19 protein-coding genes are annotated in these 26,110 nt (G+C 60.7%); 13 read left to right on the top strand and 6 right to left on the bottom strand.

Translation table 11 applies throughout. From position 1 onward, the window contains the following. Positions 1-3 precede the first annotated feature (3 nt). Entirely contained in the window at positions 4-3,921 is a 3,918-nt protein-coding gene (locus tag JDW18_RS04500; protein WP_218242519.1) for a DUF3683 domain-containing protein, read from the bottom strand. A 595-nt stretch (positions 3,922-4,516) separates the two neighbouring features. Here JDW18_RS04500 and ugpB point away from each other — a divergent pair. From ugpB to JDW18_RS04480, 4 genes are all read left to right on the top strand, one after another. Continuing rightward, complete coding sequence (gene ugpB / locus JDW18_RS04495) at positions 4,517-5,830, top strand: sn-glycerol-3-phosphate ABC transporter substrate-binding protein UgpB (protein WP_218242518.1); 1,314 nt, start codon at positions 4,517-4,519, stop codon at positions 5,828-5,830. 119 nt (positions 5,831-5,949) lie between these two features. Next, on the top strand, positions 5,950-6,831 hold the full coding sequence (gene ugpA / locus JDW18_RS04490; RefSeq protein ID WP_218242517.1) for a sn-glycerol-3-phosphate ABC transporter permease UgpA: 882 nt from the start codon (positions 5,950-5,952) through the stop codon (positions 6,829-6,831). Between the two features lie 2 nt (positions 6,832-6,833). Further along, the gene (ugpE, locus tag JDW18_RS04485) at positions 6,834-7,685 is read left to right on the top strand and encodes a sn-glycerol-3-phosphate ABC transporter permease UgpE (RefSeq protein ID WP_218242516.1); all 852 of its coding nucleotides are present in this window, start codon (positions 6,834-6,836) and stop codon (positions 7,683-7,685) included. 52 nt (positions 7,686-7,737) lie between these two features. Further along, entirely contained in the window at positions 7,738-8,745 is a 1,008-nt protein-coding gene (locus JDW18_RS04480) for a sn-glycerol-3-phosphate import ATP-binding protein UgpC (protein ID WP_218242515.1), read from the top strand. 58 nt (positions 8,746-8,803) lie between these two features. On the opposite strand, the gene JDW18_RS04475 is transcribed toward JDW18_RS04480, so the two are convergent. Continuing rightward, positions 8,804-10,240, bottom strand: a complete 1,437-nt coding sequence (locus JDW18_RS04475) for an aldehyde dehydrogenase family protein (protein ID WP_218242514.1) — start codon at positions 10,238-10,240, stop codon at positions 8,804-8,806. Between the two features lie 205 nt (positions 10,241-10,445). On the opposite strand from JDW18_RS04475, the gene ugpQ reads away from it, so the two are divergent. Beyond that, positions 10,446-11,222, top strand: coding sequence for a glycerophosphodiester phosphodiesterase (ugpQ, locus tag JDW18_RS04470; protein WP_218242513.1), 777 nt, complete (start codon positions 10,446-10,448; stop codon positions 11,220-11,222). Between the two features lie 292 nt (positions 11,223-11,514). Here the strand turns inward: ugpQ and JDW18_RS04465 are convergent, their stop codons facing one another. Together JDW18_RS04465 and JDW18_RS04460 are read right to left on the bottom strand one after the other, a co-directional pair. Next, a complete protein-coding gene (locus JDW18_RS04465) occupies positions 11,515-12,498 on the bottom strand; it encodes a Bug family tripartite tricarboxylate transporter substrate binding protein (RefSeq protein ID WP_218242512.1) in 984 nt (327 codons plus the stop codon). 176 nt (positions 12,499-12,674) lie between these two features. Then, positions 12,675-14,303, bottom strand: coding sequence for an SEL1-like repeat protein (locus JDW18_RS04460; protein WP_218242511.1), 1,629 nt, complete (start codon positions 14,301-14,303; stop codon positions 12,675-12,677). A 754-nt stretch (positions 14,304-15,057) separates the two neighbouring features. On the opposite strand from JDW18_RS04460, the gene hemA reads away from it, so the two are divergent. The 8 genes from hemA to paeA all read left to right on the top strand — a co-directional run bounded on the left by hemA (position 15,058) and on the right by paeA (position 23,454). After that, positions 15,058-16,362 carry a glutamyl-tRNA reductase gene (hemA, locus tag JDW18_RS04455; protein WP_218242510.1) on the top strand — a complete coding sequence of 435 codons (1,305 nt, stop codon included), beginning with the start codon at positions 15,058-15,060 and terminating at the stop codon, positions 16,360-16,362. Positions 16,363-16,503: 141 nt separating this feature from the next. Beyond that, positions 16,504-17,583, top strand: coding sequence for a peptide chain release factor 1 (gene prfA / locus JDW18_RS04450; RefSeq protein ID WP_218242509.1), 1,080 nt, complete (start codon positions 16,504-16,506; stop codon positions 17,581-17,583). A gap of 1 nt (position 17,584) precedes the next feature. Next, positions 17,585-19,573, top strand: coding sequence for a PEP/pyruvate-binding domain-containing protein (locus JDW18_RS04445; RefSeq protein ID WP_218242508.1), 1,989 nt, complete (start codon positions 17,585-17,587; stop codon positions 19,571-19,573). 10 nt (positions 19,574-19,583) lie between these two features. After that, positions 19,584-20,117, top strand: coding sequence for an SUKH-3 domain-containing protein (locus JDW18_RS04440; protein ID WP_218242507.1), 534 nt, complete (start codon positions 19,584-19,586; stop codon positions 20,115-20,117). Between the two features lie 23 nt (positions 20,118-20,140). Beyond that, positions 20,141-21,007, top strand: a complete 867-nt coding sequence (gene prmC, locus JDW18_RS04435; protein WP_218242506.1) for a peptide chain release factor N(5)-glutamine methyltransferase — start codon at positions 20,141-20,143, stop codon at positions 21,005-21,007. A 134-nt stretch (positions 21,008-21,141) separates the two neighbouring features. Then, positions 21,142-21,462, top strand: coding sequence for a Grx4 family monothiol glutaredoxin (grxD, locus tag JDW18_RS04430; protein ID WP_218242505.1), 321 nt, complete (start codon positions 21,142-21,144; stop codon positions 21,460-21,462). Between the two features lie 44 nt (positions 21,463-21,506). Further along, complete coding sequence (locus JDW18_RS04425; protein WP_425514774.1) at positions 21,507-21,944, top strand: reverse transcriptase-like protein; 438 nt, start codon at positions 21,507-21,509, stop codon at positions 21,942-21,944. A 115-nt stretch (positions 21,945-22,059) separates the two neighbouring features. Further along, positions 22,060-23,454: a polyamine export protein PaeA gene (gene paeA, locus JDW18_RS04420; RefSeq protein WP_246610275.1), complete on the top strand. Its 1,395-nt coding sequence runs from the start codon at positions 22,060-22,062 to the stop codon at positions 23,452-23,454. Between the two features lie 179 nt (positions 23,455-23,633). On the opposite strand, the gene JDW18_RS04415 is transcribed toward paeA, so the two are convergent. Next, a complete protein-coding gene (locus JDW18_RS04415) occupies positions 23,634-24,281 on the bottom strand; it encodes a lytic transglycosylase domain-containing protein (RefSeq protein WP_218242503.1) in 648 nt (215 codons plus the stop codon). Positions 24,282-24,292: 11 nt separating this feature from the next. Beyond that, positions 24,293-26,035: a proline--tRNA ligase gene (locus tag JDW18_RS04410; RefSeq protein WP_218242502.1), complete on the bottom strand. Its 1,743-nt coding sequence runs from the start codon at positions 26,033-26,035 to the stop codon at positions 24,293-24,295. Between the last annotated feature and the right edge of the window lie 75 nt (positions 26,036-26,110).

Here is a 26,110-nt window from a genome sequence, read left to right as displayed (position 1 = left end):
GCTTTACACAAGAACACGTTCAATGCCGCCAGCGTTGGCCAGCTTGACGTACTCGGGCATCCAGTTCTCACCCAGAATGTCACGCGCCATCTCGACCACGATGTAGTCGGCTTCCAGCAGACCGTTGTTCAGGTCATTGCCGTAGCGACTCAGGCCCTGCAGGCAGCTTGGGCAGCTGGTCAGAATCTTGACGTTTTCCTTCTCGCCCACAGCGCCGCTCTCGCGCAGCACAGCTTCGCTCTTGCGCAGCTCTTCGGTCTTGCGGAAACGAATCTGCGTCGAGACATCAGGACGCGTCACACCCAGCGTGCCGGATTCGCCGCAGCAGCGCTCGCTCTTCATGACCTGGTCGCCCATCAAGGCCTTGACGGTCTTCATGGGGTCTTGCGTCTTCATAGGCGTGTGGCAGGGGTCGTGGTACAGGTAGGCGCCCTTGTTTTGCAGGGTAATGCCCTTTTCCAGCAGATATTCGTGGATGTCGATGATGCGGCAGCCGGGGAAAATCTTGTCAAACTGGTAGCCCTGCAACTGGTCATAGCAGGTACCGCAGCTCACCACTACGGTCTTGATGTCCAGATAGTTAAGCGTGGTGGCCACACGGTGGAAGAGCACACGGTTGTCCGTAATCATCTTCTCGGCCTTGTCGAACTGGCCCGAGCCGCGCTGGGGATAGCCGCAGCACAGATAGCCTGGCGGCAGCACAGTCTGCACACCGGCATGCCACAGCATGGCCTGCGTGGCCAAGCCCACCTGGCTGAACAGACGCTCCGAGCCGCAACCGGGGAAATAGAACACCGCTTCCGTATCCGCACGGGTCGATTGCGGATTACGGATGATGGGCACGTAATCCTTGTCTTCGATATCCAGCAGGGCACGCGCCGTCTTGTTGGGCAGGCCACCGGGCAGCTTTTTGTTGATGAAGTGAATCACCTGCTCCTTGATGGGAGCTGTGCCAACCGATGCCGGTGGATGCGCCGTCTGCTTCTTGGCCACGGCACCCAGCACATCGGCGGCCAGACGCTGGGCCTTGAAGCCCACGCCCACCATGGCCGAACGCATGAACTTGATGGTGTCGGGGTTGGTGGCGTTGAGCATGGCCATGGCCAGCTTGTTGCCGGGACGGAAGCTCTTCTTGTCCATCTTGCGCAGCAGATTGCGCATATTCATGGTCACATCGCCAAAGTCGATCTTGACCGGGCAAGGATTGAAGCACTTGTGGCAGACCGTGCAGTGGTCGGACACATCTTCAAACTCCTGCCAGTGCTTGATGGAGACACCGCGGCGGGTCTGCTCTTCATAGAGGAAAGCCTCCACCAGCAGCGAAGTCGCCAGAATCTTGTTGCGCGGCGAGTACAGCAGATTGGCGCGTGGCACATGGGTGGCGCACACGGGCTTGCACTTGCCGCAGCGCAGGCAGTCCTTGACGGAGTTGGCAATGGCGCCAATATCCGACTGCTGCATGATCAGCGACTCATAGCCCATCAGGCCAAAAGATGGCGTGTAGGCATTGGTCAGGTCGGCAAACATCAGCGATTCACGGGGCGAGCGACCGTCGTGGCTCTGGTGTGCCGAGGCATCCCACTCCTCATTGCGAATCAGCTTGCCCTTGTTGAAGCGGCCTTCGGGGTCCACACGTTTTTTGTAGTCGGCAAACGGTGCCAGCTCGGCATCCGAGAGGAATTCCAGCTTGGTAATGCCAATGCCGTGCTCACCCGAGATCACACCATCCAGACTGCGTGCCAGTTCCATGATGCGAGCCACGGCTTCGTGCGCGGTCTGCAGCATTTCATAGTCGTCAGAGTTGACGGGGATGTTGGTGTGCACATTGCCGTCACCGGCGTGCATGTGCAACGCCACCCAGACGCGGCCCTTGAGCACCTTCTGGTGAATTTCATTGATGGATTCACGCAGCGGCTGGAAGGCAGCGCCTGCAAAAATCTTGGACAACGGCTCCTTGATCTGGCTCCTCCAGCTGGCGCGCAGCGTGTGGTCCTGCAGCTCGGGGAACAGCGTTGCCACGCCATCCAGCCAGCCCTGCCACAGCGCACGCACTTCGGCCACCAGCGTCAGCGCCTGATGCACGCGGTCTTCCAGCAGCTCTGCGCTGGGAATATCGCCCGCATCGTCGCTCTTGCCCAGGGGCAGATCGGAATGCTTGAAGAAGCTGCTCAGCTCATCGCAGAGCTTGAGCTTGTTGCGCAGGCTCAATTCAATATTGATGCGCTCAATGCCGTCGGTGTACTCGGCCATGCGCGGCAGCGGGATCACCACGTCTTCGTTGATCTTGAAGGCGTTGGTGTGGCGCGAGATAGCCGCTGTGCGCTTGCGGTCCAGCCAGAATTTCTTGCGTGCCTCGGCGCTCACGGCCGTAAAGCCCTCGCCGTTGCGCGAATTGGCAATACGCACCACTTCGGCGGCCACACGGGCCACTTCATCGGCGTTGTCGCCGGCAATATCGCCCAGCAGCACCATCTTGGGCAGATGGCCGTTGCCCTTCTTGCTCTTGGTCGCGTAACCCACGGCCTTGAGGTAGCGGTCGTCCAGGTGCTCCAGACCCGCCAGTAGCACGCCCGAGCGTTTTTGCTCGGCGAACATATAGTCCTTGATCTCGACGATCGAAGGCACAGCATCCTTGGCATTGCCAAAGAACTCCATGCACACCGTGCGCGTGTGCGCAGGCATGCGGTGCACCACCCAGCGTGCGCTGGTGATCAGGCCGTCCGTGCCTTCTTTCTGAATGCCTGGCAGGCCCGAGAGGAATTTGTCCGTCACGTCCTTGCCCAAACCTTCCTTGCGGAACGTCTTGCCGGGAATATCCAGGCGCTCGGTACGAATATGGGTCTTGCCGTCGGCCTGGAAATACTTCAGCTCGAAGCAGGCCATCTCGGCATCGTGAATCTTGCCCAGGTTGTGATCCAGACGCGTGACTTCCAGCCATTGCGCGTCAGGCGTCACCATGCGCCAGGAAACGAGGTTATCCAGCGCTGTGCCCCAGAGCACGGCCTTCTTGCCGCCCGCATTCATGGCGATATTGCCGCCAATGCAGGATGCTTCGATGGAGGTGGGATCCACCGCAAACACAAAGCCACCGCGCTCGGCGGCATCGGCCACGCGCTGGGTGACCACACCGGCTTCGGAATAAATCGTGGGCACATCGTGATCCACACCGGGGATCTTGCGCATCTCGACTTCGGTCAGCGCTTCCAGCTTTTCGGTGTTGATGACGACTGAGCGCCATGTCAAAGGAATAGCGCCGCCCGTATATCCGGTGCCGCCTCCACGCGGAATGATGGTCAGACCGAGTTCGATACAGCCTTTGACCAAGCCTGCCATTTCGGCTTCGGTATCCGGAGTCAGCACCACAAACGGGTATTCCACGCGCCAGTCGGTCGCATCAGTCACATGGGCCACACGCGAGAGGCCGTCGAACTTGATGTTGTCCTTGGCTGTATAGGGGCGCAGCGTCTTCTGCACGCGGCGACGCAGTTGCTCGGCCTCGACAAACGTGGCATTGAACTCATGCACGGCGCGATGCGCGGCATCCACCAGTTGGCCCACCAGTTGATCGCGAATGGCGTCTTCATTGGGCTCACGACGCTTGTCGATTTCGGACAGGCGGTGCTCCAGCGCCTCGACCAGCGACTTGCGACGGTCTGGGTTGTGGATCAGGTCGTCCTGCAGGTAAGGATTGCGCTGCACAACCCAGATATCCCCCAGCACCTCATAGAGCATGCGCGCAGAACGGCCTGTGCGACGCTCCTGGCGCAGCTGGTTGAGCACATCCCACATGGATGAGCCCAGCAGACGGATCACGATCTCACGGTCAGAGAACGAGGTGTAGTTATAGGGAATCTCGCGCAGTCGTGCGGGTTCGGCAGCCTGAGCCTGCAAGGCGGCAGCCAACGCAATCGGTACATTCATGGGGTAGACCGTGTTGGGCGCCCTGTGGCGCCCCTAAGCCAGTGGGATGACGATTTTAAGCGACGCCCGCCTTCTTATGCTGCGCTGTGGGCTATGTGCCGTAAACGCCAAGAGCGAGCCATGCCAACGTCAAACAAGTGATAGCAGTCTGCGCGCACCAGAAAAGGGGTTGAGGCCATTTCCGCAGTTCCTGAATTTCCCCGCCCGGATTTCATCCACGGCGAAATGAGCCTGCCCACGCAGTTGCCCAAAGCCCTTTACTGCCCTGCACGCCTTCAGCCGCGCATCTCCATCAAAGGTTGGACAGAAACCCTGCGTAACGTCCCTATAGGTGATTTACGGCAAAACCATACATTTACGAATCAAAAACAACTCAATACGAAAGACTACCAACATCAAACGAAATTGGCTTGACCTAGAATGGCGCAGCTTCGCGCGAGCTTTGACCGTCACTCTGGCGTCATCAAACTGTCAAACCTCTGAGGGTTGAGACCTACGACAGTCCGCGAAGTCCTGGCAAACAATGACACGTATATGTCATATGCATGACCTAATGTGCCTGCACATTAAGTCACCCATAGTTAGAGGAGCCCTCATGCAATTCAAGCAACTGGCCATGGCCGCCGCCGTCGCCGCCACCGCCTTCTCGGCACAAGCCGCCACCGAAATTCAATGGTGGCATTCGATGACCGCCGTGAACAACGAGTGGGTCAACGATCTGGCCAAGCAGTTCAATGAAAGCCAGAAGGATTTCAAGGTTGTGCCAACCTTCAAGGGCGTGTACGACGAGTCCATGACTGCCGCGATTGCAGCCTTCCGCTCGGGCAATGCGCCAGATATTCTGCAAGTGTTTGAAGTGGGCACCGCCACCATGATGGCTTCCAAGGGCGCGACCGTGCCTGTGGGCAAGGTGATGGCTGATGCAGGTGTCGCTTTCGACCCCAAGGCCTATATCCCCGCCGTGGCCGGTTACTACACCGCCCCCAACGGCCAGATGCTGAGCTTCCCCTTCAACAGCTCAACCACCATCTTCTATTACAACAAGGACGCCTTCAAGAAGGCTGGCCTGAACCCCGACAAAGCCCCCGCTACCTGGCCTGAAGTGTTTGCTGCCGCCAAGAAGCTCAAGGAAAGCGGCCACAGCTGCCCCATGACCCTGGCCTGGCAAGGCTGGACCCAGCTGGAGTCCTTCTCCACCTGGCACAACGTGGAGTTCGCCACTGAGCAAAACGGTCTGTCCACCAACGGCTACAAGGCCCGCATGAAGGTGAACTCGCCTCTGCACGTCAAGCACATCGACAACCTGGCCGCTGCTGCCAAGGCCGGTGAGTTTGTCTACAAGGGCCGCGCATCGACTGCCCAGGCTTCGTTCACCGCAGGTGAATGCGCCATGATCCAGACTTCGTCCGGTTTCTACGGCGACGTGGCCAAGAACGCCAAGTTCAACTACGCCCTGGCTCCCCTGCCCTACTACCCCGATGTGAAGGGCGCACCCCAGAACACCGTGATTGGCGGCGCTTCGCTGTGGGTGATGGCTGGCAAGTCGGCCGAGCACTACAAGGGCGTGGCCAAGTTCTTCGAATTCCTTTCGCAGACCAAGGTGCAAGCCGCTTCGCACCAGCGCACCGGCTACCTGCCTGTGACCATGGCCGCCTATGACCTGACCGACAAGTCCGGCTTCTATCAAAAGCACCCCGGCACTGATACTGCTGTGACGCAGATGATCCGCAAGGTCACCAACAACTCGCGTGGTATCCGTCTGGGCAACTATGTGCAGATTCGTACCATCGAGGACGAAGAACTCGAACAAGTGTGGGCTGGCAAGAAGACCGGCCAGCAAGCGCTGGACGCTATCGTGACCCGCGGCAATGAGCTGCTGGCGCGCTTCGAGCGTTCGTATAAGAAGTAATCCTGCTGGCGCCGCAAGGCGCCTGCAGGCCCGCTGTGCCTTGTGAACCAGGGCACAGCCCCTTGAATGCCACGTTGACTGAACCCAGGCTCCGGTGGTTTTTTTATTTGTGACTCCTCATGGAAAAACGCGTTCTTTTCCGATCGAGATGGCTGCCCTGGGTGCTGATCGCACCGCAGCTGCTCATCATCGGTATTTTCTTTTTCTGGCCCGCTGGTCAGGCTGTCCTCCAGTCATTCCAGATGGAAGACGCGTTCGGCATGAGCACCGAATGGGTGGGGTTTGATAATTTCCGTCAGATCTTCTCTGACCCGTCCTATCTCACGTCCTTCAAGCGCACAGCACTGTTTTCCGTTCTGGTCGCTGGCCTGGGTATTGCGACCTCATTGGCCTTGGCCATTTTTGCGGACCGCATCGTGCGCTTCGCCATGGTCTACAAGACCCTGCTGATCATTCCCTACGCCGTTGCCCCCGTCATCGCGGGTGTGCTGTGGGTGTTCATGTTCTCCCCTTCCATCGGCGTGGTGGCGTATTTCCTGAACAAGCTGGGCTATACCTGGAACCACCTGATGAACGAAAACCAGGCCATGGCGCTGATCGTGCTGGCCTCGGTATGGAAACAGATTTCGTACAACTTCCTGTTCTTCCTTGCAGGCCTGCAGTCCATCCCCAAGGCCCTGATCGAAGCCGCTTCGATTGACGGTGCCGGCCCATGGCGCCGTTTCTGGAATATCCAGCTGCCGCTGCTGTCGCCCACCACCTTCTTCCTGCTGGTGATCAACATCGTCTACGCCTTCTTCGACACCTTCGGCATCATTGACGCGGCCACCCACGGCGGCCCCGGCCAGTCCACGTCGATTCTGGTCTACAAGGTGTATCTGGACGGCTTCAAGGCGCTGGACCTGGGCGGCTCGGCTGCGCAGTCCGTGATCCTGATGCTGATTGTGGTTGTGCTGACTGTGATCCAGTTCCGCTACGTTGAGAAGAAAGTGCAGTACTGATCATGGTTGACCGTAACCCCTGGCTTAATTTCTTCTCCCACGCCGTGCTCATTCTCGGCGTGGCCATCGTGGCCTTCCCGCTGTACCTGGCACTGGTGGCTTCTACGCACACGGCCAGCGAGATTGTGCAGTCCCCCATGCCGCTGCTGCCAGGCAGCCATATGTGGGAAAACTACAAGGCCGCGCTGCTGGGCTCCGGCAAACTGGGCTCCAACACCAACGTCGTGCAGATGATGTGGGTGAGCTTTGTGGTCGCCATAATCATCACCGTGGGCAAGATCGCCATCTCTCTGCTGTCGGCCTTTGCCATCGTGTACTTCCGCTTTCCGTTCAAGATGTTCTGCTTCTGGGCCATCTTCGTGACGCTGATGCTGCCCGTGGAAGTGCGCATTCTGCCCACCTACAAGGTTGTGGCTGAACTGGGCCTTTTGAACAGCTACGCGGGTCTGTCCCTGCCGCTGATCGCCTCGGCCACCGCCACTTTCCTGTTCCGCCAGTTCTTCCTGAGCGTGCCGGACGAGCTGGTGGAAGCCGCCCGCATTGACGGGGCCGGCCCCATGCGCTTTTTCAAGGACATTCTGGTGCCCTTGTCCAAGACCTCGATTGCCGCCCTGTTCGTGATTCAGTTCATCTACGGCTGGAACCAGTACCTGTGGCCCCTCTTGATGACCACCTCGGAAGACATGTACCCCGTGGTCGTGGGCATCAAGGCCATGCTGGGCGGTGGCGGTGACGCCAGCGTGGACTGGAACATCGTGATGGCCACAGCCATCCTGGCCATGCTGCCCCCCACGCTGGTGGTGATGCTGATGCAAAAATGGTTCGTCAAGGGCCTGGTCGACACCGAGAAATAATTTTGATAGCAGGCAGCGCTTATCCTGCCTGCGCTAAAACGGATTTTTAGCTATGGCTTCCATTTCCCTCAAAAACATCGTCAAGCGTTACGGCACGGGCAAGACTGCCGTGCCCGTGATCCACGGCATCAACGTCGAGATCAAGGACGGCGAATTCATCGTGCTGGTCGGCCCCTCAGGCTGCGGCAAATCCACGCTGCTGCGCATGATTGCCGGCCTGGAAGAAATCACCGACGGCGAGCTGCGTATTGGCGACCAAGTCGTCAACAACCTGGAGCCCGCCAAGCGCAACATCGCCATGGTGTTCCAGAACTACGCGCTGTACCCGCACATGAGCAACTACGAGAACATGGCCTATGGCCTGAAGCTCGCCAAGGTGCCCGAAGCGGAAATCAAGCAGCGCGTGGACAAGGCTGCCAAGATTCTGGAGCTGAGCCACCTGCTGGACCGCAAGCCGCGTCAGCTCTCCGGCGGCCAGCGCCAGCGCGTAGCCATGGGCCGCGCCATCGTGCGTCAGCCTCAGGTCTTTTTGTTTGACGAGCCGCTGTCCAACCTGGACGCCAAGCTGCGCGGCCAGACCCGTCTGGAAATTCAAAAGCTGCACGCCGAACTGGGCATCACCTCCTTGTTCGTGACCCATGACCAGGTCGAGGCCATGACCCTGGCCCAGCGCATGGTCGTGATGAACGGCGGCTATGTGGAGCAGTTCGGCACGCCCGAAGAGGTCTATCACACGCCTGCTTCCACCTTTGTGGCTGGCTTCATTGGTTCGCCCCCCATGAACCTGCTCAAGAACGCCCCCAACGGCAAGCCCGGCATGATTCTGGGCATCCGCCCAGAGCACATAGACCTGGTCGATGCTGGCGGCTGGGAGTTCAAGGTGCACACCGTGGAACTGCTGGGTGCCGAGCGCCTGGTGTACGGCAAGGTGGGCGATGAAGACGTGACCGTGCGCGTGGAAGAAGGCAAGCCCTTCCCCAAGCCCGGCGAAACCGCCCGCATCAGCGCACGCGAAGACCGCCTGCACTGGTTTAACGCCGAAACCGGCAAGCGCGCTTGATACACCTGCGCCAGCAGCTACAAAAAAGAGAGTCTCAGGACTCTCTTTTTTTACGCCTTTACAGCGCTTTCTTGAGCATCTGCACCAGCTTGTCCGTATAGGGCGGGACCATGCCCAGCTTCACTCGCGGATCCCACCAGCCCGCGTGATACACGCCGCGCAAGTGGCTGAACTCTGCAAAGCCTTCCGGGCCGTTGTAGCAGCCCATGCCTGATGCACCAATGCCGCCAAACGGCATGTCATGCACCGCCACATGCAGCATGGCCTCGTTCACGCAAGCACCGCCAGACAACGTGTGGCCCAGCACATATTCCTGCTCCTGCCTGTCCTTGCCGTAGTAGTACAGCGCCAGCGGTCTGGCGCCGACGTTGATGCGCGCCACCACGGCCTGCACATCGTCATAGCTCTCCAGCGCCATGGCCTGGCCAAAGATTTCCTCGCGTGCAAAGGCCGTGTCAGTGGGTGCATCCTGCACCAGCCGCAGTGGTCGCCGCCTGTCTGCCGCATTCACACTGGCTGCGCCCAGGCTCTCCACCTTGGCACCGGCAGCCTCAGCCTGCGCAATCTTGCCTTCCAGCCGCTCCAGATGCCGCGCATTGGCAATGGCCGTCAGGTCTTGGTTACCCGCCACCGTGGGCAGCATTTGCTGCCACAGCGCCTTGAACTCCGCCACAAACTCGGCCATGCGCTCGCGGGGCACATAGACGGTATCGGGCATCACGCAGACCTGACCGCCATTCTGAATTCGCGCCAGCGCCACGCTCAGCGCGGCCTTTTGGATATCAGCCGAACGCCCAATCACCGTGGGCGATTTGCCGCCCAGCTCCAGCGTCAGCGGCACCAGGTTTTCTGCCGCATCGCGCATGATCTGCTTGGCGACCTGGGTGCTGCCGGTAAACACCAGATGGTCAAAAGCCTGGCGCGTAAATGCCTGCGCCGTCGCCACGCCGCCGGTAATCACGCTCAGCTCCAGCGGGTCGAAATACTGAGGCACGGTCTCAGCCAGCCATTGCGAGGTTGCTGGCGACAAATCCGAAGGCTTGAGCATGGCCCGGTTGCCCGCCGCAAACACCCCAGCCAGCGGGCCAAACAGCATGAACAGCGGACAGTTCCACGTTCCCGCAATGCCAACCACGCCCTTGGGCTGAAAGCGCAGTTCCGCCCGCGCACCAAACAGATTGAAGGGGAAGACGCTGGCGCGGCGCTGCGGGCGCATCCAGCGCGCCACGTTTTTCTTCGCGTATTTCAGGTGCCCGATGGGGGTCTGCACATCCATGGTCAAGGTGCTGACCGGATGGCGCCCGCCAAAGTCTTCGCTGATGACTTCGCAGATGCGATCGGCATGGGTCTTGAGCAAATCCACGCAGCGCTGCAGGCGGTCTTGGCGCACGGCAGCGGGCACCGGCCCCTCGGCCACAAACGCCGCCTTCTGCAGCTGCAACTGCTGGGCAATCAGCTCCTCCTCCAGAGAATCCGGCAACACGCGCTGGTTCATCCCATCTCCTTGAATGCATTGGCCATGAGGTTGCCAATAACGGTTGTGACAGCAGGCATGGTCTGGCCGCCGCAGCCCGCACTCATCGTTTAAATGAAGTAATGGAATACATCCCGAAGCACCCGGCGCAAGAGTCAGCGCAGTACCATTGCTATCACTGTTTACCAATGCCCTGGCGCCCTGCGCACCGGGGCGCAATATGGTCATGACTACTGCACTGAAACCCTGGCCCTACCCACGTTGGGTAGCCCACCGCGGCGCTGGCAAGCTGGCACCGGAAAACACCCTGAGCGCCTTTCGCCTGGGCGCGCACCACGGCTATCGTTTTTTTGAATGCGATGCCAAGCTCAGCAAGGATGGCGTGCTGTTTTTGATGCACGATGCCACGCTGGAGCGCACCACCAACGGCCACGGCATTGGTGGCGAGCTGACCATGGGCGAAATCGCCCAGCTGGACGCTGGCAGCTGGCACTCCCGCGCCTATGCAGGTGAAAACCTGCCCACGCTGGAAGCACTGGCCCGCTGGTGCCTGGCCAACCATCTGCATCTGAATGTGGAAATCAAGCCCACGCCCGGCCAGGACGAAGAAACAGGCCGCGCCTGTGGCGAGCTGATGAACCGCATCTGGCCCAAGGACATCGTCCAGCCGCTGTTCACCTCGTTCAAGCCCGACTCACTCAAAGGCGCCAAAGACGTGGCCCCGCACATTCCGCGCGGCCTGCTGGTGGACAAATTTGCCGATGGCACAGGCGACGCCGACCTGAAGATTGCGCTGGATCTGGACTGCAGCGCCATGGTGCTCAACCAAGGCCTGTGGAACCCAGAGCTGGTGGCCAAGGTGCACGGCGCAGGCCTGCGCTGCAGCAGCTACACCGTCAACGATGAATGGGCCGCACAGCGCCTGATCGACCTGGGCACCGACGGCATCATCACCGACCGCGTGGACCTGTTCAGCCCCGCGCAAACTGGCGACCGCATCTAAATCAGGAGCTGCCTACGTATGCATTGACTGGATTTCAGCAATGATTAGATCTGAAATTCTTTAAATACATGCGAAAACAGCTTCCAGCCCGATAGCAAACAAAAAAGCCCAGCCACCGCAAAGTGACTGGGCTTTTTTGCGCTCAAAGACATCAAAAACTGGCGTACCCCGGCCAAGGGACAGCGAGGAAGGGCCGCCCCGCACCGAAGCTGTCGTCCCCCTCCCATAGCGCAAAGCGCGTAGAGAGAGGTGGAAGCGGAGGGGCCGCCCAGGCGCAGCCGCTCAGGGGGTGTCAGTCCAGTTTTGTGCCTGAAGCCTTCACCGCCGCCGCCCAGCGTGGCATTTCGCTGCTCAGGAACTTGCCAAAAGCTTCAGAGCCCAGAAACGCGGGGTCGGCCCCCTGCTCCACCATGCGGTTCTTGACCTCCGGGTTGTTCATGACTTGCTGGAAAGCGCCGCTAAGCTTGTCCACCACAGGCTTGGGTGTTCCGGCTGGGGCCAGGAAACCGTAGAAGCCCACCACCTCAAAACCCTTGAGGCCGGATTCAATCGCGGTCGGCACCTCGGGCAGCGCAGGGTTGCGTTCCTTGCTGGTCACCGCCAGCGCTCGCACCTTGCCTTGCTTGTGATAGGCAGCAGCCTGAGGAATGCTCTCAGCCATGAACTGCACCTGACCGCCGATCAGATCGGTGAACGCAGGTGCGCTGCCCTTGTAGGGAATGTGCACCAGGTCCACGCCCGCCGCGCTCTTGTACATCTCAGGCACCAGATGGCTGATGCCGCCATTGCCTGCCGATCCGAAATTGACCTTGCCGGGGTTGGCCTTGGCATAGGCTGTGAACTCGCCCAGCGTCTTGGCGGGCACCTTGTTGTTCACCAGCAGCGCCAGCGGCTGCATGGCAGTGCGGGCAATGGGGGTGAAGTCCTTTAGCGTGTTGTAGGGCAGCTTGCTGTACAGCGCTGGGTTGATGACCATCACGCCGGTATTGGCCAGCATCAGCGTGTAGCCATCCGCAGGCGAGCGCATAACATCCTGCGCGCCCACAGAGCCACCGGCGCCCGGCTTGTAATCCACCACCACAGGCTGGCCCAGCACGGCTTGCAGCTTGTCCGTCAGCAAACGGGCATGCTGATCCAGCGGGCCGCCTGCAGGAAAGCCCACCACCAGACGAATCGGCTTGCTGGGGAAGGCATCAGACGCCTGCGCGCCCGCCGCCATCAGCAAACCTGTGCCCGCCAGCAGGCCCGCCAGAATGTTCATGGTGATTTTTTTCATCAATGTCTCCTAGATTTTTGCGTGTGTGCTTTGCGGCTCATCCGTTTGCACCGCATGAGTCCGCCGGAACGTACTGTAGCGCCCATCCCTGCCGTTCAACACCTGCATTTGAGGCATGGCGGGCATAAAAAACGCTTCTCACAGAGAAGCGTTTTCGGGATGGAGGCTGAACTCGCTCAGCGCTTGGGCTGCCAGGCCAGCGCCTTGTTCTGCTGCTCTGCCACTTGTGCAATGGTCAGCTTGTTGGCCGCTTCGTCACGGCGCTTGGCGGCATCGCCACCCAGCTCCATGGCTGCCAGGTTGTACCAGAAGTAGGCCTTGGCGTTGTCACGCGGCACGCCCTGGCCCTGTGCATAGACCATGCCCAGATTGAACTGGGCTGCGGCATCGCCCTGCTCGGCGGCGCGCTGATACCACTGCACGGCCTTGCCGTAGTCACGCGCTGTGCCCTGACCTTCGGCGTACATCACGCCCAGACGGTTCTGCGCGCCGGAATGCCCCTGCTCTGCCGCAGCCGTGTACCACTTCACAGCCTGTGCCGGGCTGGCTGCGCCCCCCTGACCATCGGCATACAGACGCGCCAGATTGAACTGGGCCGACGCATCGCCCTTGTCCGCAGCGCGGCGGAACCACTGCATGGCGCTGGCATAGCTTTGCGGCACGCCACGGCCTTCGGCGTAAAGCGCACCCACGTTGTTGATCGCGGCGGCATGGCCTTGCTCGGCTGCCTTCTGATACCACTGCAGTGCTGTGCCGTAGTTCTGGGGCGTGCCCAGGCCTTCGGCATAGACAGTACCCAGGTTGTACTGAGCGTCTGCGTGATTCTGGTCTGCTGCGCGCTGGAACCACTGCGCGGCGTAGGCGGGGCTTTGCTCCACACCCAGGCCATACAGGTACAGACGGCCCAGATTGTTCTGGCCATCGGCATTCCACTGCTCGGCACTCTTGGTGAACCAGCTCGCTGCCGTCTGGTAGTTGCGCGCAACGCCCACACCATCCATATACATGCGGCCCAGGCTGTTCTGTGCGCGTGCGTCGCCCTGCTCGGCAGCGCGCTGCAGCCACTGGGCGGCCTGCACAGGATCCAACTTCACGCCTACGCCGTCAGACAGCATGGAGCCCAGCTGGTTCTGCGCCTCGGCATGGCCTTGATCGGCGGCTTTCTTGAACCAGTCGGCTGCCGTCATGTAATTGACGGCCACGCCATTGCCCTTGAGGTAGCGCTGCCCCAGCTCGAACTGGGCAGTCACATGACCTTGCGCGGCAGATTTTTCCAGCCACTGTGCGGCGGTGCTGAAGCTCTGGGGCACGCCCAGACCTTCCTGATAGAGGTGAGACAGGTTGTACTGTGCAACCGCATTGCCCTGCTGGGCAGAGCGCCCGTACCACTGGGCAGCTTCGCGGTAGTTCTGCGGTACGCCCTGGCCGTTGGCATACAAGGCGCCCAGACTGTTTTGCGCACCAGCGTGGTTCTGGGCAGCCGCCTTGCGGAACCATTGGGCCGCCGTGGCAGCGTTCTGGGGCACGCCCTGGCCATGCACATACATCTCGCCCAGCTGGTTCTGCGCCTTGGCATCGCCACGCTCGGCAGCTTGCAGCGGGCCTGCGGTAGAAGCCACACGTGCGCCAGAAATCGGCAACGGGCCGTACTGCAGGCGGCTGAACTCGAACTGAGGGCCGGAAGTGCTGCCACGGGCATCGCGCAGGAAGTTCATACGACCTTCCGCACCGGCTTGCGCGTATGCGCTCTGGGCCAGGGCCGCCAGACTCGACATGACCAACGCTGCGATGGGATTGAACTTCATTCCGGTACGATTCCTAGACGCTTGTTTTCGTGTTGTTACATCAGATATACGATGACACTAACCTGCGAGCGTAACTGATTCTGATAGCAGATGAGGTAAGGAATCCCTCAATCGCAGCTTCCTCACCACAGTTTTTTGACATTTCCGAAGGCCATGAAAATGCCCGGCACGCCCGCAAAATGGGTAGGCACTGCGGGAAATCACCCGTCAGATAAACGATGACCGCAGCCCTCCATCATCAGGTGCACGGCAGACAGGCCCCCGCATTGCTTAATAGAAGGGCACATCCGCCCTGCCAAAGCCCCAGTCCGGGCGCAGCGTGTTGTAAAGCGCCGACTCAAAGACCTCTCCGGCCTTGAGTCACATCAAGCTTTGGCGCAAAACAGCCCTGCGCTACAGGCTGCAATCAGCGCCAGCTGCGTGAAAGCACCCACTGGCAAAAGGCACTTACAAGCACCAGACTTGCATAGCTGGCCATCTTTCCATCTCGTGAAAACAGCCAGAGACCGGCCAGCAAAACCAGACTTCCCAGTATGAAATTGATAGCTACCTGCGCAATAAAGGATTGGGCTCCAGCCTTGTTTTGCTTGAAAATGCGAGCACACACAGCCAGACCCAGAGCCAGGAAGAAAGCCGGGGCCACAAAGTTCAATAAATGATTCACGCTCGCAACAAGGCCCATGACAGCAATCGATTCCAAGGCTTTGAATCGGATGGATACCCAATTCGGTACGAAATTTTATAATCGGCACTTATGGCAGTCTGGGCTTTAGGTATCAATCACCACACGGCGCCGCTCGATATGCGGGGCCGTTTTGCGTTCGCGCTCGATCAGATCGCGCCGACGCTGCAGGGTCTGCGCAGCTCTCTGACGACCTCGGGTCGCAGCCATGACGCTGTGGAAACCGCCATTCTCTCCACCTGCAACCGCACCGAGATTTACTGCGCCGCCAACGCGCCCGCCATGGAGCACACCGTGCGCTGGCTGGCCCAAAGCGGTGGTGTGGCGCCTGAATTGCTGCGCCAGCACTCTTATCTGCTGCAAGACGGCTCCGTCGCCCGCCATGCCTTCCGTGTGGCTTCCGGCCTGGACTCCATGGTGCTGGGCGAGGCACAGATCCTCGGCCAGATGAAAAATGCCGTGCGTGCTGCAGAGACTGCGGGCGCTCTGGGCACCACGCTCAACCAACTGTTCCAGCGCAGCTTTGCCGTTGCCAAGGAAGTGCGCTCGTCCACCGAAATTGGCGCACACTCCATCTCCATGGCTGCAGCGGCCGTGCGTCTGGCCGGTCAGCTGTTTGAAGACCTGACCAAGATCCGCGTGCTGTTCGTGGGTGCGGGCGAAATGATCGAGCTGGTCTCCACCCACTTCGCCGCACGCAACCCCAAGCAGATCACCATCGCCAACCGCACGATGGAGCGCGGCGAGAAGCTGGCCGCCCAGTTTGGTGCGGGCACCATGCGTCTGGCCGACCTGCCCGAGCATCTGCACGAATACGACGCCATCATCAGCTGCACAGCCTCCAGCCTGCCCATCATCGGCCTGGGTGCTGTGGAGTCTGCTCTCAAAAAGCGTAAACGCCGCCCCATCTTCATGGTGGACTTGGCGGTGCCACGCGATATTGAATCCGAGGTCAAGAACCTCAACGACGTTTATCTCTACACCGTGGACGATCTGGCCACCGTGGTGCGCACCGGTCAGGCACAGCGTCAGGCTGCAGTGCAGCAGGCCGAAGTCATCATCGACACTGGCGTGCAGAACTTCATGCAGTGGATGGACCAGCGCAGCCCCATGGGTGGCTCGGTCTCCCTGATTCAGCAGGTCAACGCCCAGGCTGACGAATGGCGCGCGTTGGAAATCGCCCGCGCCAAGAAGCTGCTGGCCAAGGGCGAAGACATTGATACTGTGCTGGAAGCCCTCTCACGCGGCCTGACACAGAAAATGCTGCACGGCACCATGGCCGAGCTGCACAAGGGCGACGCCGACGAGCGCGCCCAGACGGCCGATGCCGTCTCCCGCCTGTTCCTGCGCTCCAGCCGCAACGCATCCAAGCTTTAGCGGCGCTCGCCCGCTTATCGCACTGCCGCAGCTCCCAATGCTGCTGCGGTGCCAAGGTCGTCCCTCGGCCTGCCTCCATCTCTCCCATCTTCTTCAGGAACATGCTGCAGCGCAGCCTGTTCCTTGCCCTTGGTAAACACCATGCAAGACTTTCTGCGCAACCAGCTCGAACGTTATGCCCAACGACTGCAGGAGCTGGACTTCCTGCTCTCGCGCGAAGACATCATGGGCGACATGAAGCAGTACCGCGCCATTTCGCGCGAGCATGCCGATGTCACGGCCATTGCCAGCCGCTATGCGCGCTATCAGCAGACCGAGGCCGACATGAGTGCCGCCCGTGAAATGCTGGACGACCCGGACATGGCCGAAATGGCGCAGGAAGAAATTGCCAGCGGCGAGCAGGAACTGATCAAGCTGGAAGCCGAGCTGCAGCGCCTGCTGCTGCCCAAAGACCCGGACGACGCCCGCCCCGCTTTTGTAGAAATCCGCGCTGGCACCGGCGGTGATGAGTCGGCCCTGTTTGCAGGTGACCTGACCCGCATGTACACCCGCTACGCCACCAATGTGGGCTGGAAGGTCGAGGTCATGAGCGCCAACGAAAGCGAAATTGGCGGCTACAAGGAAGTGGTGCTGCGCATAGAAGGCGACAACGTCTATGGCGCGCTGCGCTTTGAGTCCGGCGGTCATCGCGTGCAGCGCGTTCCCGCCACCGAAACGCAAGGCCGCATCCACACCAGCGCCTGCACCGTGGCCGTGATGCCCGAGCCCGATGAGGCCGAAGCCATCACGCTCAACCCCGCCGACCTGCGCATCGACACCTTCCGTGCCAGCGGCGCTGGCGGCCAGCACATCAACAAGACCGACTCCGCCGTGCGCGTGGTTCACCTGCCCACCGGCATCGTGGCCGAGTGTCAGGACGGCCGCAGCCAGCACAGCAACAAGGCCAAGGCCTTGCAAGTGCTGCAGGCCCGCATTCAAGAAAAAGAGCGCAGCGAACGCGCCGCCAAGGAAGCCGCCCTTCGCAAGGGTCTGATAGGCTCTGGCGACCGCAGCGACCGCATTCGCACCTACAACTTCCCGCAAGGTCGCCTGACCGACCACCGCATCAACCTGACGCTATACAAGCTGCTGGCCGTGATGGAAGGCGATATGGGCGATGTGATCGAAGCCCTGCAACATGCCCGCGAAGCCGAACTGCTTGCCGAACTAGAAACGCATTGATATGAAACGACTGCTGCCAGAACTGGGACCGCTTTTACTCTCCTTCTCCCTGCTGGCAGCCTGCGCAGCCCCCGCCCAGGCGCAACTGCTGCGCAAGCCCTCGGCCTATGACTCGGGCGCAGGCAGCCCGGTCGATGCCAGTGGCAACCGCGTGGCCCCTGCCAGCCTCAGCACCCTGACCAGCCGCGCAGATTTTGACCGCTTGGCACGCACCTATGACCCGGTCAACTCCAGCAGCGCCATGCCCCATGTGCTGTTTGCCATTGACCGACAAAGCAAGCCCGCCAGGCTGTATTTCATCAATACACCGCGCTACGCTTTTCACGAAGACTTTCTGCACGCCAAGGGGCTGCTGCGTAGCGGCAAGCAGGCACTCAACCGCAATTACCGTGAGCCTGATCGGCGCTTCATTCTGGGCACACTGAGCTGGCAGCCCGTGCTCAAGGACTACAGTTTTGAGTACTGGGAAGGCGACCAGCTCACGCCAGAGCTGCTCAAGACCACAGCCGATGCGCTGAAAACCGGCTTCTTCGCCCCGGTGCGCTTCAAGGCCAACTCCACCTTGCACGAATCCGTCGCTAAAGCCGCTGGCATTGATGCCGTCACTCAGGCGCAATTGCTGGGCTCGCAGACCTTTTTGCCGCTAAACCTGGGCCAGGCCACAGGGCGGCTGCGCATTGTGAACTCGGTTGAAGGCCTCAACGACCTGAAGCCGCAGGACATTGTGCTGCTGCGCGAAGTGCCCATCAGCCTGCCGCCCGTGGCTGGCGTTGTCACAGAGCGCCCATCCACCGTGCTCTCTCACGTCAATCTGCTGGCCCGGGGCTGGGGCGTGCCCAACGCCTATGTGCAAAAAGCGGCCGAGCAATATGCGCCCTTCAACGGCCAGTGGGTGCATATCGACGTGCAAGCCTCTGGCCTGCAACTGCGCGCTGCTACGGATGCAGAGCGCCAGGCTGCCGAGAAAAAGGCGCAAGCCAAACCCGCCAACGGCAACCGCCTGCTCATCAAGCCTGATCTGAAACGCGCCGACCTGGTGCCACTGGCCAGCCTGCGCGGTGCGGACCGTCAGCGCTGCGGCGCCAAGGCCGCCAATCTGGGCGAGATTCAATCGGCCCGGCTGGCCGATGTCATCGTGCCCGACGGTTTTTGCATTCCCTTTGCCGCCTATGCCGACTTTATGCGCGGCAACGGCCTGAGCGAGCGCATTGCCCGCATGCGCCAGCAGCCGGGCTTTGCTACAGATGCAGGAGTTCGCAGGCAAGCCCTGTCTGCGCTGCAGGCCGAAATTGAACAATGGCCTGTGAATACTGCAACGGCTGACGCCTGGGCCAAACGCTGGGCCGACCAACTGGGCAGCCAGGGCGTGTTTGTGCGCAGCTCTTCCAGCTCGGAAGACCTGCCCAACTTCAGCGGCGCGGGCCTGTACACCACCGTGCCCAATGTGCGCAGCAGCACCGATCTGACCGCCGCCGTGCGCAAGGTCTGGGCCTCGGTCTATAACTTCGAAGCCTGGGAGGCCCGCCAGGCCGCAGGCATTGATGACCAGCAGGTCGTCATGTCCGTCTTTGTGCAAAAAGCCGTGGATTCCACCGCCTCGGGCGTGATGATTACCCGCGACCCGTTTGATGCCAGCCGCCGCTACGCCACCTATATCGCCGCCAAGCGCGGCATTGGCATTCGCGTGGTGGAAGGCAAGCGCGTGGCAGAGCAAATTCTCTACAACAGCCGCAGCAAGGCGGTGCAGGTGCTCAACCGCTCGGACGACGATATTGCCCTGCAACTGGACAGCAAAGGCGGCGTGCGCGAAGTGCCCGTAGCTGCTGGCCGCGCCGTGCTCAGCGATGAGCTGGTGCAGCGTCTGGCCCGCGCGGGTGCGGGCATCAAGCAACGCTTTGGCAGCAAGGATCAGGACATTGAATGGGCCGTGCAAGGCAATCAGGTCATCATCCTGCAGTCGCGCCCGTTTATTTCTGCGCCCGGGCGCTAAAGAATTCGCCATGCTGTACCTTGACTCCCCTGTCGTGCTCAAGCCGCTGAAAGCCAAAGGCTGGAACCCTGAGCGAGAAGTCGCCATTCCTACAGTCATTCAAAGCGCTCTTGATGCTCAGCCCCGACTGGCCCGCCATCCCGCAGTGGCAGCACTGCAAAGTCTGGCGGATTTGCATATAGGCCAGGTCGGCACAGGCCGGGAATGCGCCTGCAGCGATATAGCGTTTGACTGGTGTGAAGACCATTTCACGGGCGAAGATGTCGATGACACCCTCGTTGCCTGGGAAAAGCGCCTGAACACCCGACTGATACCGATTGCGGAAGTTCACCACTGCCACAGCCAGTTGCTGATGGCGCGTGACGGGCGCTGCTTTTCCTGGTCTTTTGTCGGCCTCAGTTTCGAGGCAGATAGCCTAGAGCAAGCCATCGAACATCTGCTGCTGGGCATACGCTCGCGCCCCATGCTGGAGCCCGGCCAGTCCAGTGCCACGCTGTATGGCAGCAAATACAAAGCTGGCGACCCCGAGATTTACCGTTATTGAAGAAGATCGCCCACGGCGAAGCCATGACTGATTCCGCTTCCTCTTTCTCCTACCCTCTCACCGTTGCCCAGGCGCTGCAACAAGCTGCCCAGCAAGGCATGGCGCGCGTAGATGCGCAAATGCTGCTGCTATCTTTAATGCAGCAGCCAGCGCATGCCCGTGCTTGGCTTATCACGCATGACACCGATATTCTGAGCACCGAGCAACAGCAGCGTTGGGTCGATCTCTGCACCCAGCGCCAGCAAGGCACGCCTGTGGCCTATCTGACCGGCCACAAAGAGTTCTATGGCCTGAACCTGTCCGTAGACGCCCGCGTGCTGGACCCCCGACCCGATACCGAAACCCTGGTGGACTGGGCGCTGGAGCTGATGCCCGAAGGCGCAGCCACCCGCGTGGTCGATCTGGGCACCGGCAGCGGCGCCATTGCACTGGCCCTGCAAAGCCAGCGCCCAGCGGCACAGCTGATTGCCGTCGATGCCAGCGCCGACGCTCTGGCGGTTGCCCAAAGCAATGCCCAGCAGCTGAAACTGCCCGTGCAGTTTGCCCATGGCAGCTGGCTGGAGCCCCTGATGGGTCAAGCTGCTTTCGATCTGGTAGTCAGCAACCCGCCCTATATCCGCTCGGATGACCCCCATCTGGCCGCCCTCACCCATGAGCCACTGTCAGCACTGGCCAGCGGAGAAGACGGTCTGGAAGATATTCGCACCATCATCGGCCAGACGCCTGAGGTGCTCAAACCCGGTGGCTGGCTGCTGTTCGAGCATGGCTGGGATCAGGCCGCCGATGTAGCCCAGCTGATGCGGGATGCGGGCTTTGCACAGGTGCAGCACCGCCAGGACCTGGCCGGCACAGACCGCTGCACCGGCGGGCAATGGCCTGGCAGGGCTTGAATTGGCGGCCTGCAACCCGATCTATGATCGCGCAGAATTTTCTCAATCACCTCACACTACCGCCTTGTTAAAGACGGTGAAATAATTGCAGACATTGCGGCTCAGGCCGCCATTCATTGAATCCGGAGCCCACTATGAGCAACACCCAACAACGCATCGACGACCTGGTCAAGAACAACGACATCCTGCTGTTCATGAAGGGCAACGCCAGCTTCCCACAGTGCGGCTTCTCTGGCCGTGCCATCCAGATCCTGAAGGCCTGCGGCGTGGATGCCAAGTCCATCGCCACCGTGAACGTGCTGGAAGATCAGGAAATCCGTCAGGGCATCAAGGACTACAGCCAGTGGCCCACCATCCCTCAGCTCTACGTCAAGGGCGAATTCATCGGTGGCTCGGACATCATGATGGAAATGTACGAGTCGGGTGAGCTGCAGCAAGTGCTGGCCGCCAAGTAAGCCACACCACCAGACAAGCCACCGGCACCCCGGTGGCTTTTTTCATGCCAGCCCTTCCTCCTCCCCCGCCTCACCACTGCTGCATTCATATTGATGGCAGTGCCTTGCCCAACCCCGGCCCCATGAGTCTGGGTGCCTTGCTGCGCATGCCGGACGGCAGCGAACACCGCCTGTCGCAGAGCCTGCACCGCAGCGGCTGCAACAACGAGGCCGAGCTGCTGGCCCTGATGGCTGCCCTCGAACTGGCACAGTCACTGGGCGCGCAGCACCTGAGCATTCGCACGGATTCGCAAGTGCTGCTAGAGCAGCTAGGCCCGCCCGGCCCCAAGCCTGCCCGCCCCATCACCCGCCTGAGCCCGCTGTTCGAGCAGGCCCGCGCACAAATGTCCGGCTTTGAAGAACTGGTGCTGCAATGGGTTCCGCGCCATCGAAACACCGAAGCTGATGCACTGGCACGCGCCGCCCATGCAGCTTCTGCCTAGGCCACCGCCCGCACCGTAAGCCTATGCCAGCGCCCTCGACACACTTTATGTGGTCGAATAGGGGCTGTTCTACAACCGGTTGCAGGCACCCACTCGTGCCGCAGCAGCCTTGCCTATGAGTGTGACCCAAAGCCTTCTGGTGATTTTTTTGCTGATTTTGCTCAGCGCCTTCTTCTCGGTCGCCGAGATCGCATTGGCCGCATCGCGACGCCTGCGCCTGCGTCAGATGGCCGATGACGGTGATAGCCGAGCAGAGCGCGCCCTGCGTGTGCAGGAGCAGCCAGGCGAGTATTTCACCGTGGTGCAAGTGGGTCAGAACGCTGTCGCCATCCTCGGCGGTATTGTTGGCGAAGGCGCGTTCAGCCCCTCGCTGACCGAGATGTTCAGCCTCTGGGTATCGCCCAGCATGGCTGGAACACTGGGCTTTCTGCTCTCGTTTTTCATAGTCACCTCCGCCTTCATTCTGCTGGCCGACCTGCTGCCCCGCCGCCTGAGCATGAATGAGCCCGAGCGCTACATCGTGCGCGTGCTGACCCCCATGCACTGGTGCGTGCTGATCTTCAAACCCATTACCTGGTTCTACAACCACGCCACCGAGGCCCTGTTCAAGCTGCTGGGCCTGCCCATGACACGCGATGAGCGCATCACCTCGGACGACATTCTGGCCATGACCGAAGCAGGCACCAAGGCCGGCGTGCTGGCCGTGCGCGAGCAGCAGGTGATTGCCAATGTGTTCGAGCTGGACTCGCGCACCGTAGCTTCGGCCATGACCCAGCGCGACAGCGTGGCCTTCTTCTACCGCGACGACAGCGACGCCATCATTCGCGCCCGCATTGCGGAGGAGCCTTTTTCCACCTACCCCGTCTGCGAAGGCGATATTGACCACGTCATTGGCTATGTGGACGCCAAGGACCTGTTCCAGCGCGCCCTGAACAATCAGCCGCTGTCCCTGAGCGATGGCAGCAGCCTGATTCGCAAGGTGCTGATCGTGCCAGACCGCCTGACGCTGGCCGAGGTGCTGGAGCAGTTTCGCCAGGTGCACGAAGACTTTGCCGTCATCGTCAACGAATACAGCCTGGTCGTGGGCGTGGTGACACTCAACGACGTGATGAGCACGGTGATGGGCGATCTGGTTGGCCCGACCGACGAAGAGCAGATCATTCGCCGCGACGAGCATTCCTGGCTGATTGACGGCATTGCCCCCATCGAAGACGTGATGCGCGTGCTGCACCTGGACGACATGCCCAATGATGATGAGTACGAGACGCTGGCGGGCTTTCTGATGGTCATGCTGCGCCGCGTGCCACGCCGCACCGACAGCGTGGACTGGGGCGGCTACCGCTTTGAGGTGATGGACGTGGACAGCTACCGCATCGATCAGGTGCTGGTCACCCGGCTTGTGATCGACTCAGGCCACCCTGCGGCGGCCTTGTCAGCAGCGGCTGCCGTCGCTGCCACGGAACCTGCGGTGAAGCTGCCTGCGCCGCCCGCAGATAAACCTGTATCCTGAAAAATTCATAGCTGCCAGCGCTTGATGCAAAACGGTTTTCAGGCAATTTATTCCTGAAAGCATGCAAATAAAGCGCTAGGCGCTCTTATTTTTCTCCTTCCCTTGCTGATTACTGCGCGCAAGCACAGCGCCATATCCGCAGGCCTAAAAAAGAAAAGCCGCCAAGGTGGCGGCTTGCGCTAAATCTTCTGCACTTCCGGCGGCAGCTGCCACTGGCGCTGTGCGCCAAACACCAGATTGGGATAGGCATCCTTGCCCCGGCTGCCGTTGTAGCGGCCCAGTGCCATGTACGCATCGCCTTTTTCGCGGTCCAGATAGTGGCGCAGAATCACGCAGCCAAAGCGCAGATTGGTCTGCATGTGAAACAGCTTGCCTGAATCACCATCCCCAATCAGGCGCATCCAGAACGGCATGATCTGCATATAGCCGCGCGCGCCCACGCTGGAGATGGCGTACTTGCGAAAGCCGCTCTCCACCTGAATCAGCCCCATGACCATGGACACATCCAGACCCGAGCGCTTGGCTTCGTACCAGACAGTCTGCAAAAACTCACGTCTTGCCTGCGGATCGGGCTTGCGCTTGACCAGCTTGTCACTGCAGTGAACCAGCCAGCGCAGATAGCTCATGCGCGCATCTGTGGAGGCAAACTCCAGCTCTGGCGGAGCGCCCGACCCCGCCACGGCAGCGCTAAGTGCCGTACGCACGGAATCAGCCAGCGGCTCTTCCAGCTGCCCACCCGCCCACGCAGCTTTAGGCAGCAGCCCACCGACCGATGGAACGATCAGTGAAGCCGCAGCCGTTAAACAGGAACGTCTATTGATGGACATGCCACAGAAGCTTACAAGCCAAGGCGGCTCTTGAGGTGGTTCAGCACCTCATTCGTCGCCAGCTTTGTAGCTTCTGTGTCACGGCGTTGCTGGTACTCCACCACGCCTTCCTTCAAACCGCGGTCGCCCAGCACCACGCGGTGGGGCACGCCGATCAGCTCCCAGTCGGCCAGCATGGCGCCGGGGCGCTCATCACGGTCGTCCAGAATCACGTCCACACCCAGGGCCAGCAGCGCGTCATACAGCTTGAAGGCTTCTTCCTTCACCGCTTCGCTGCGGCCCATGCCGATGGGACAGATCACCACGGTGAACGGCGCAATCGCGTCGGGCCAGATCATGCCGCGCTCGTCGTGGTTTTGCTCCACGGCAGCAGCTGGCAGGCGGGTCACGCCAATGCCGTAGCAGCCCATTTCAAAGTGCTGGGGCTTGCCGTTGTCGCCCAGGAAGGTGGCGTCCATGGCTTTGGAATACTTGGTGCCCAGGTAGAACACGTGGCCAATTTCGATACCGCGCTCAATGGCCAGCTCACCCGCGCCGTCGGGCGACTTGTCGCCAGCCACCACATTGCGCAGGTCGGCCACCACAGCGGGTTCTGGCAGGTCACGGCCAAAGTTCACGCCGGTAATGTGGAAGTCTTCCTCGTTGGCGCCGCACACCCAGTCGGCCATCACGGCCACATCGCGGTCTACCACGATGTTCACGGGCTTCTTCAGGTTGATGGGGCCCAGGTAGCCGGGCTTGCAACCGAAGTGGTCTTCGATCTCGGGCACAGAGGCAAAACGGAAGCCCGCCAGGCCGTCGACCTTGCCGACCTTGATCTCGTTCATCTCATGGTCGCCGCGCAGCAGCAGCAGCCACACTTGGGTCTTAACGATGATGCCCTTGTCGTCCAGCTCGTCGGTGGCCAGCACCAGCGATTTGACGGTTTGTGCCAGCGGCAGGCCCAGTTGCTCGGCCACGGCTTCGCAGGTGGCATTGCCGGGCGTGGCGACCTTTTCCATGGCCTTGCCAGCAGCAGGACGAGTCGCGGTGGGTGCCAGCGCCTCAGCCTTTTCAATGTTGGCGGCGTAGTCGCTGTTCGGGCAATAGACGATGGCGTCTTCGCCGGTGGAGGCAATCACCTGGAATTCTTCACTCAGATCGCCACCGATGGCGCCGGAGTCAGCACGCACGGCGCGGTACTGCAGGCCAAAGCGGTCGAAGATGCGCTTGTAGGCTTCGCGCATGGTCTGGTAGCTGATCTGGGCAGCATCGCGGTCTTTGTCGAAGGAGTAGGCGTCCTTCATGATGAATTCGCGGCCACGCATCAGGCCAAAGCGGGGACGGCGCTCGTCACGGAACTTGGTCTGAATCTGGTACAGGTTCTTGGGCAGCTGCTTGTAGCTCTTGAACTCCTGGCGCGCAATATCGGTCACCACTTCTTCGGAAGTGGGCTGGATCACAAAGTCGCGGCCATGGCGGTCCTGGATGCGCAGCAGCTCGGGGCCCATCTTCTCGAAGCGGCCGGTTTCTTGCCACAGCTCCGCAGGCTGCACCACGGGCATGGTGGTTTCAATGGCACCGGCGCGGTTCATTTCTTCGCGCACGATGGCCTCGACCTTGCGGATCACGCGCAAGCCCATGGGCATGTAGTTATAGATGCCGGCACCCAGCTTTTTGATCATGCCAGCCCGTGTCATGAGCTTGTGGCTGACCACTTCGGCGTCTGCCGGAGCTTCTTTGAGGGTGGAGATGAGAAATTGGGAGGCTTTCATGGAACTGGCAATTCAGTGGAAATAGGCATGGCCCGCTTGTCGATCACAAGGGGCCATGCATAATGAACACAATTC

It is taken from the genome of Comamonas fluminis (assembly GCF_019186805.1).
Lineage (GTDB): Bacteria > Pseudomonadota > Gammaproteobacteria > Burkholderiales > Burkholderiaceae_C > Comamonas > Comamonas fluminis.
Note: the sequence above shows the minus strand (reverse complement) of the source record. Positions and strands in the feature narration are given on the sequence as shown.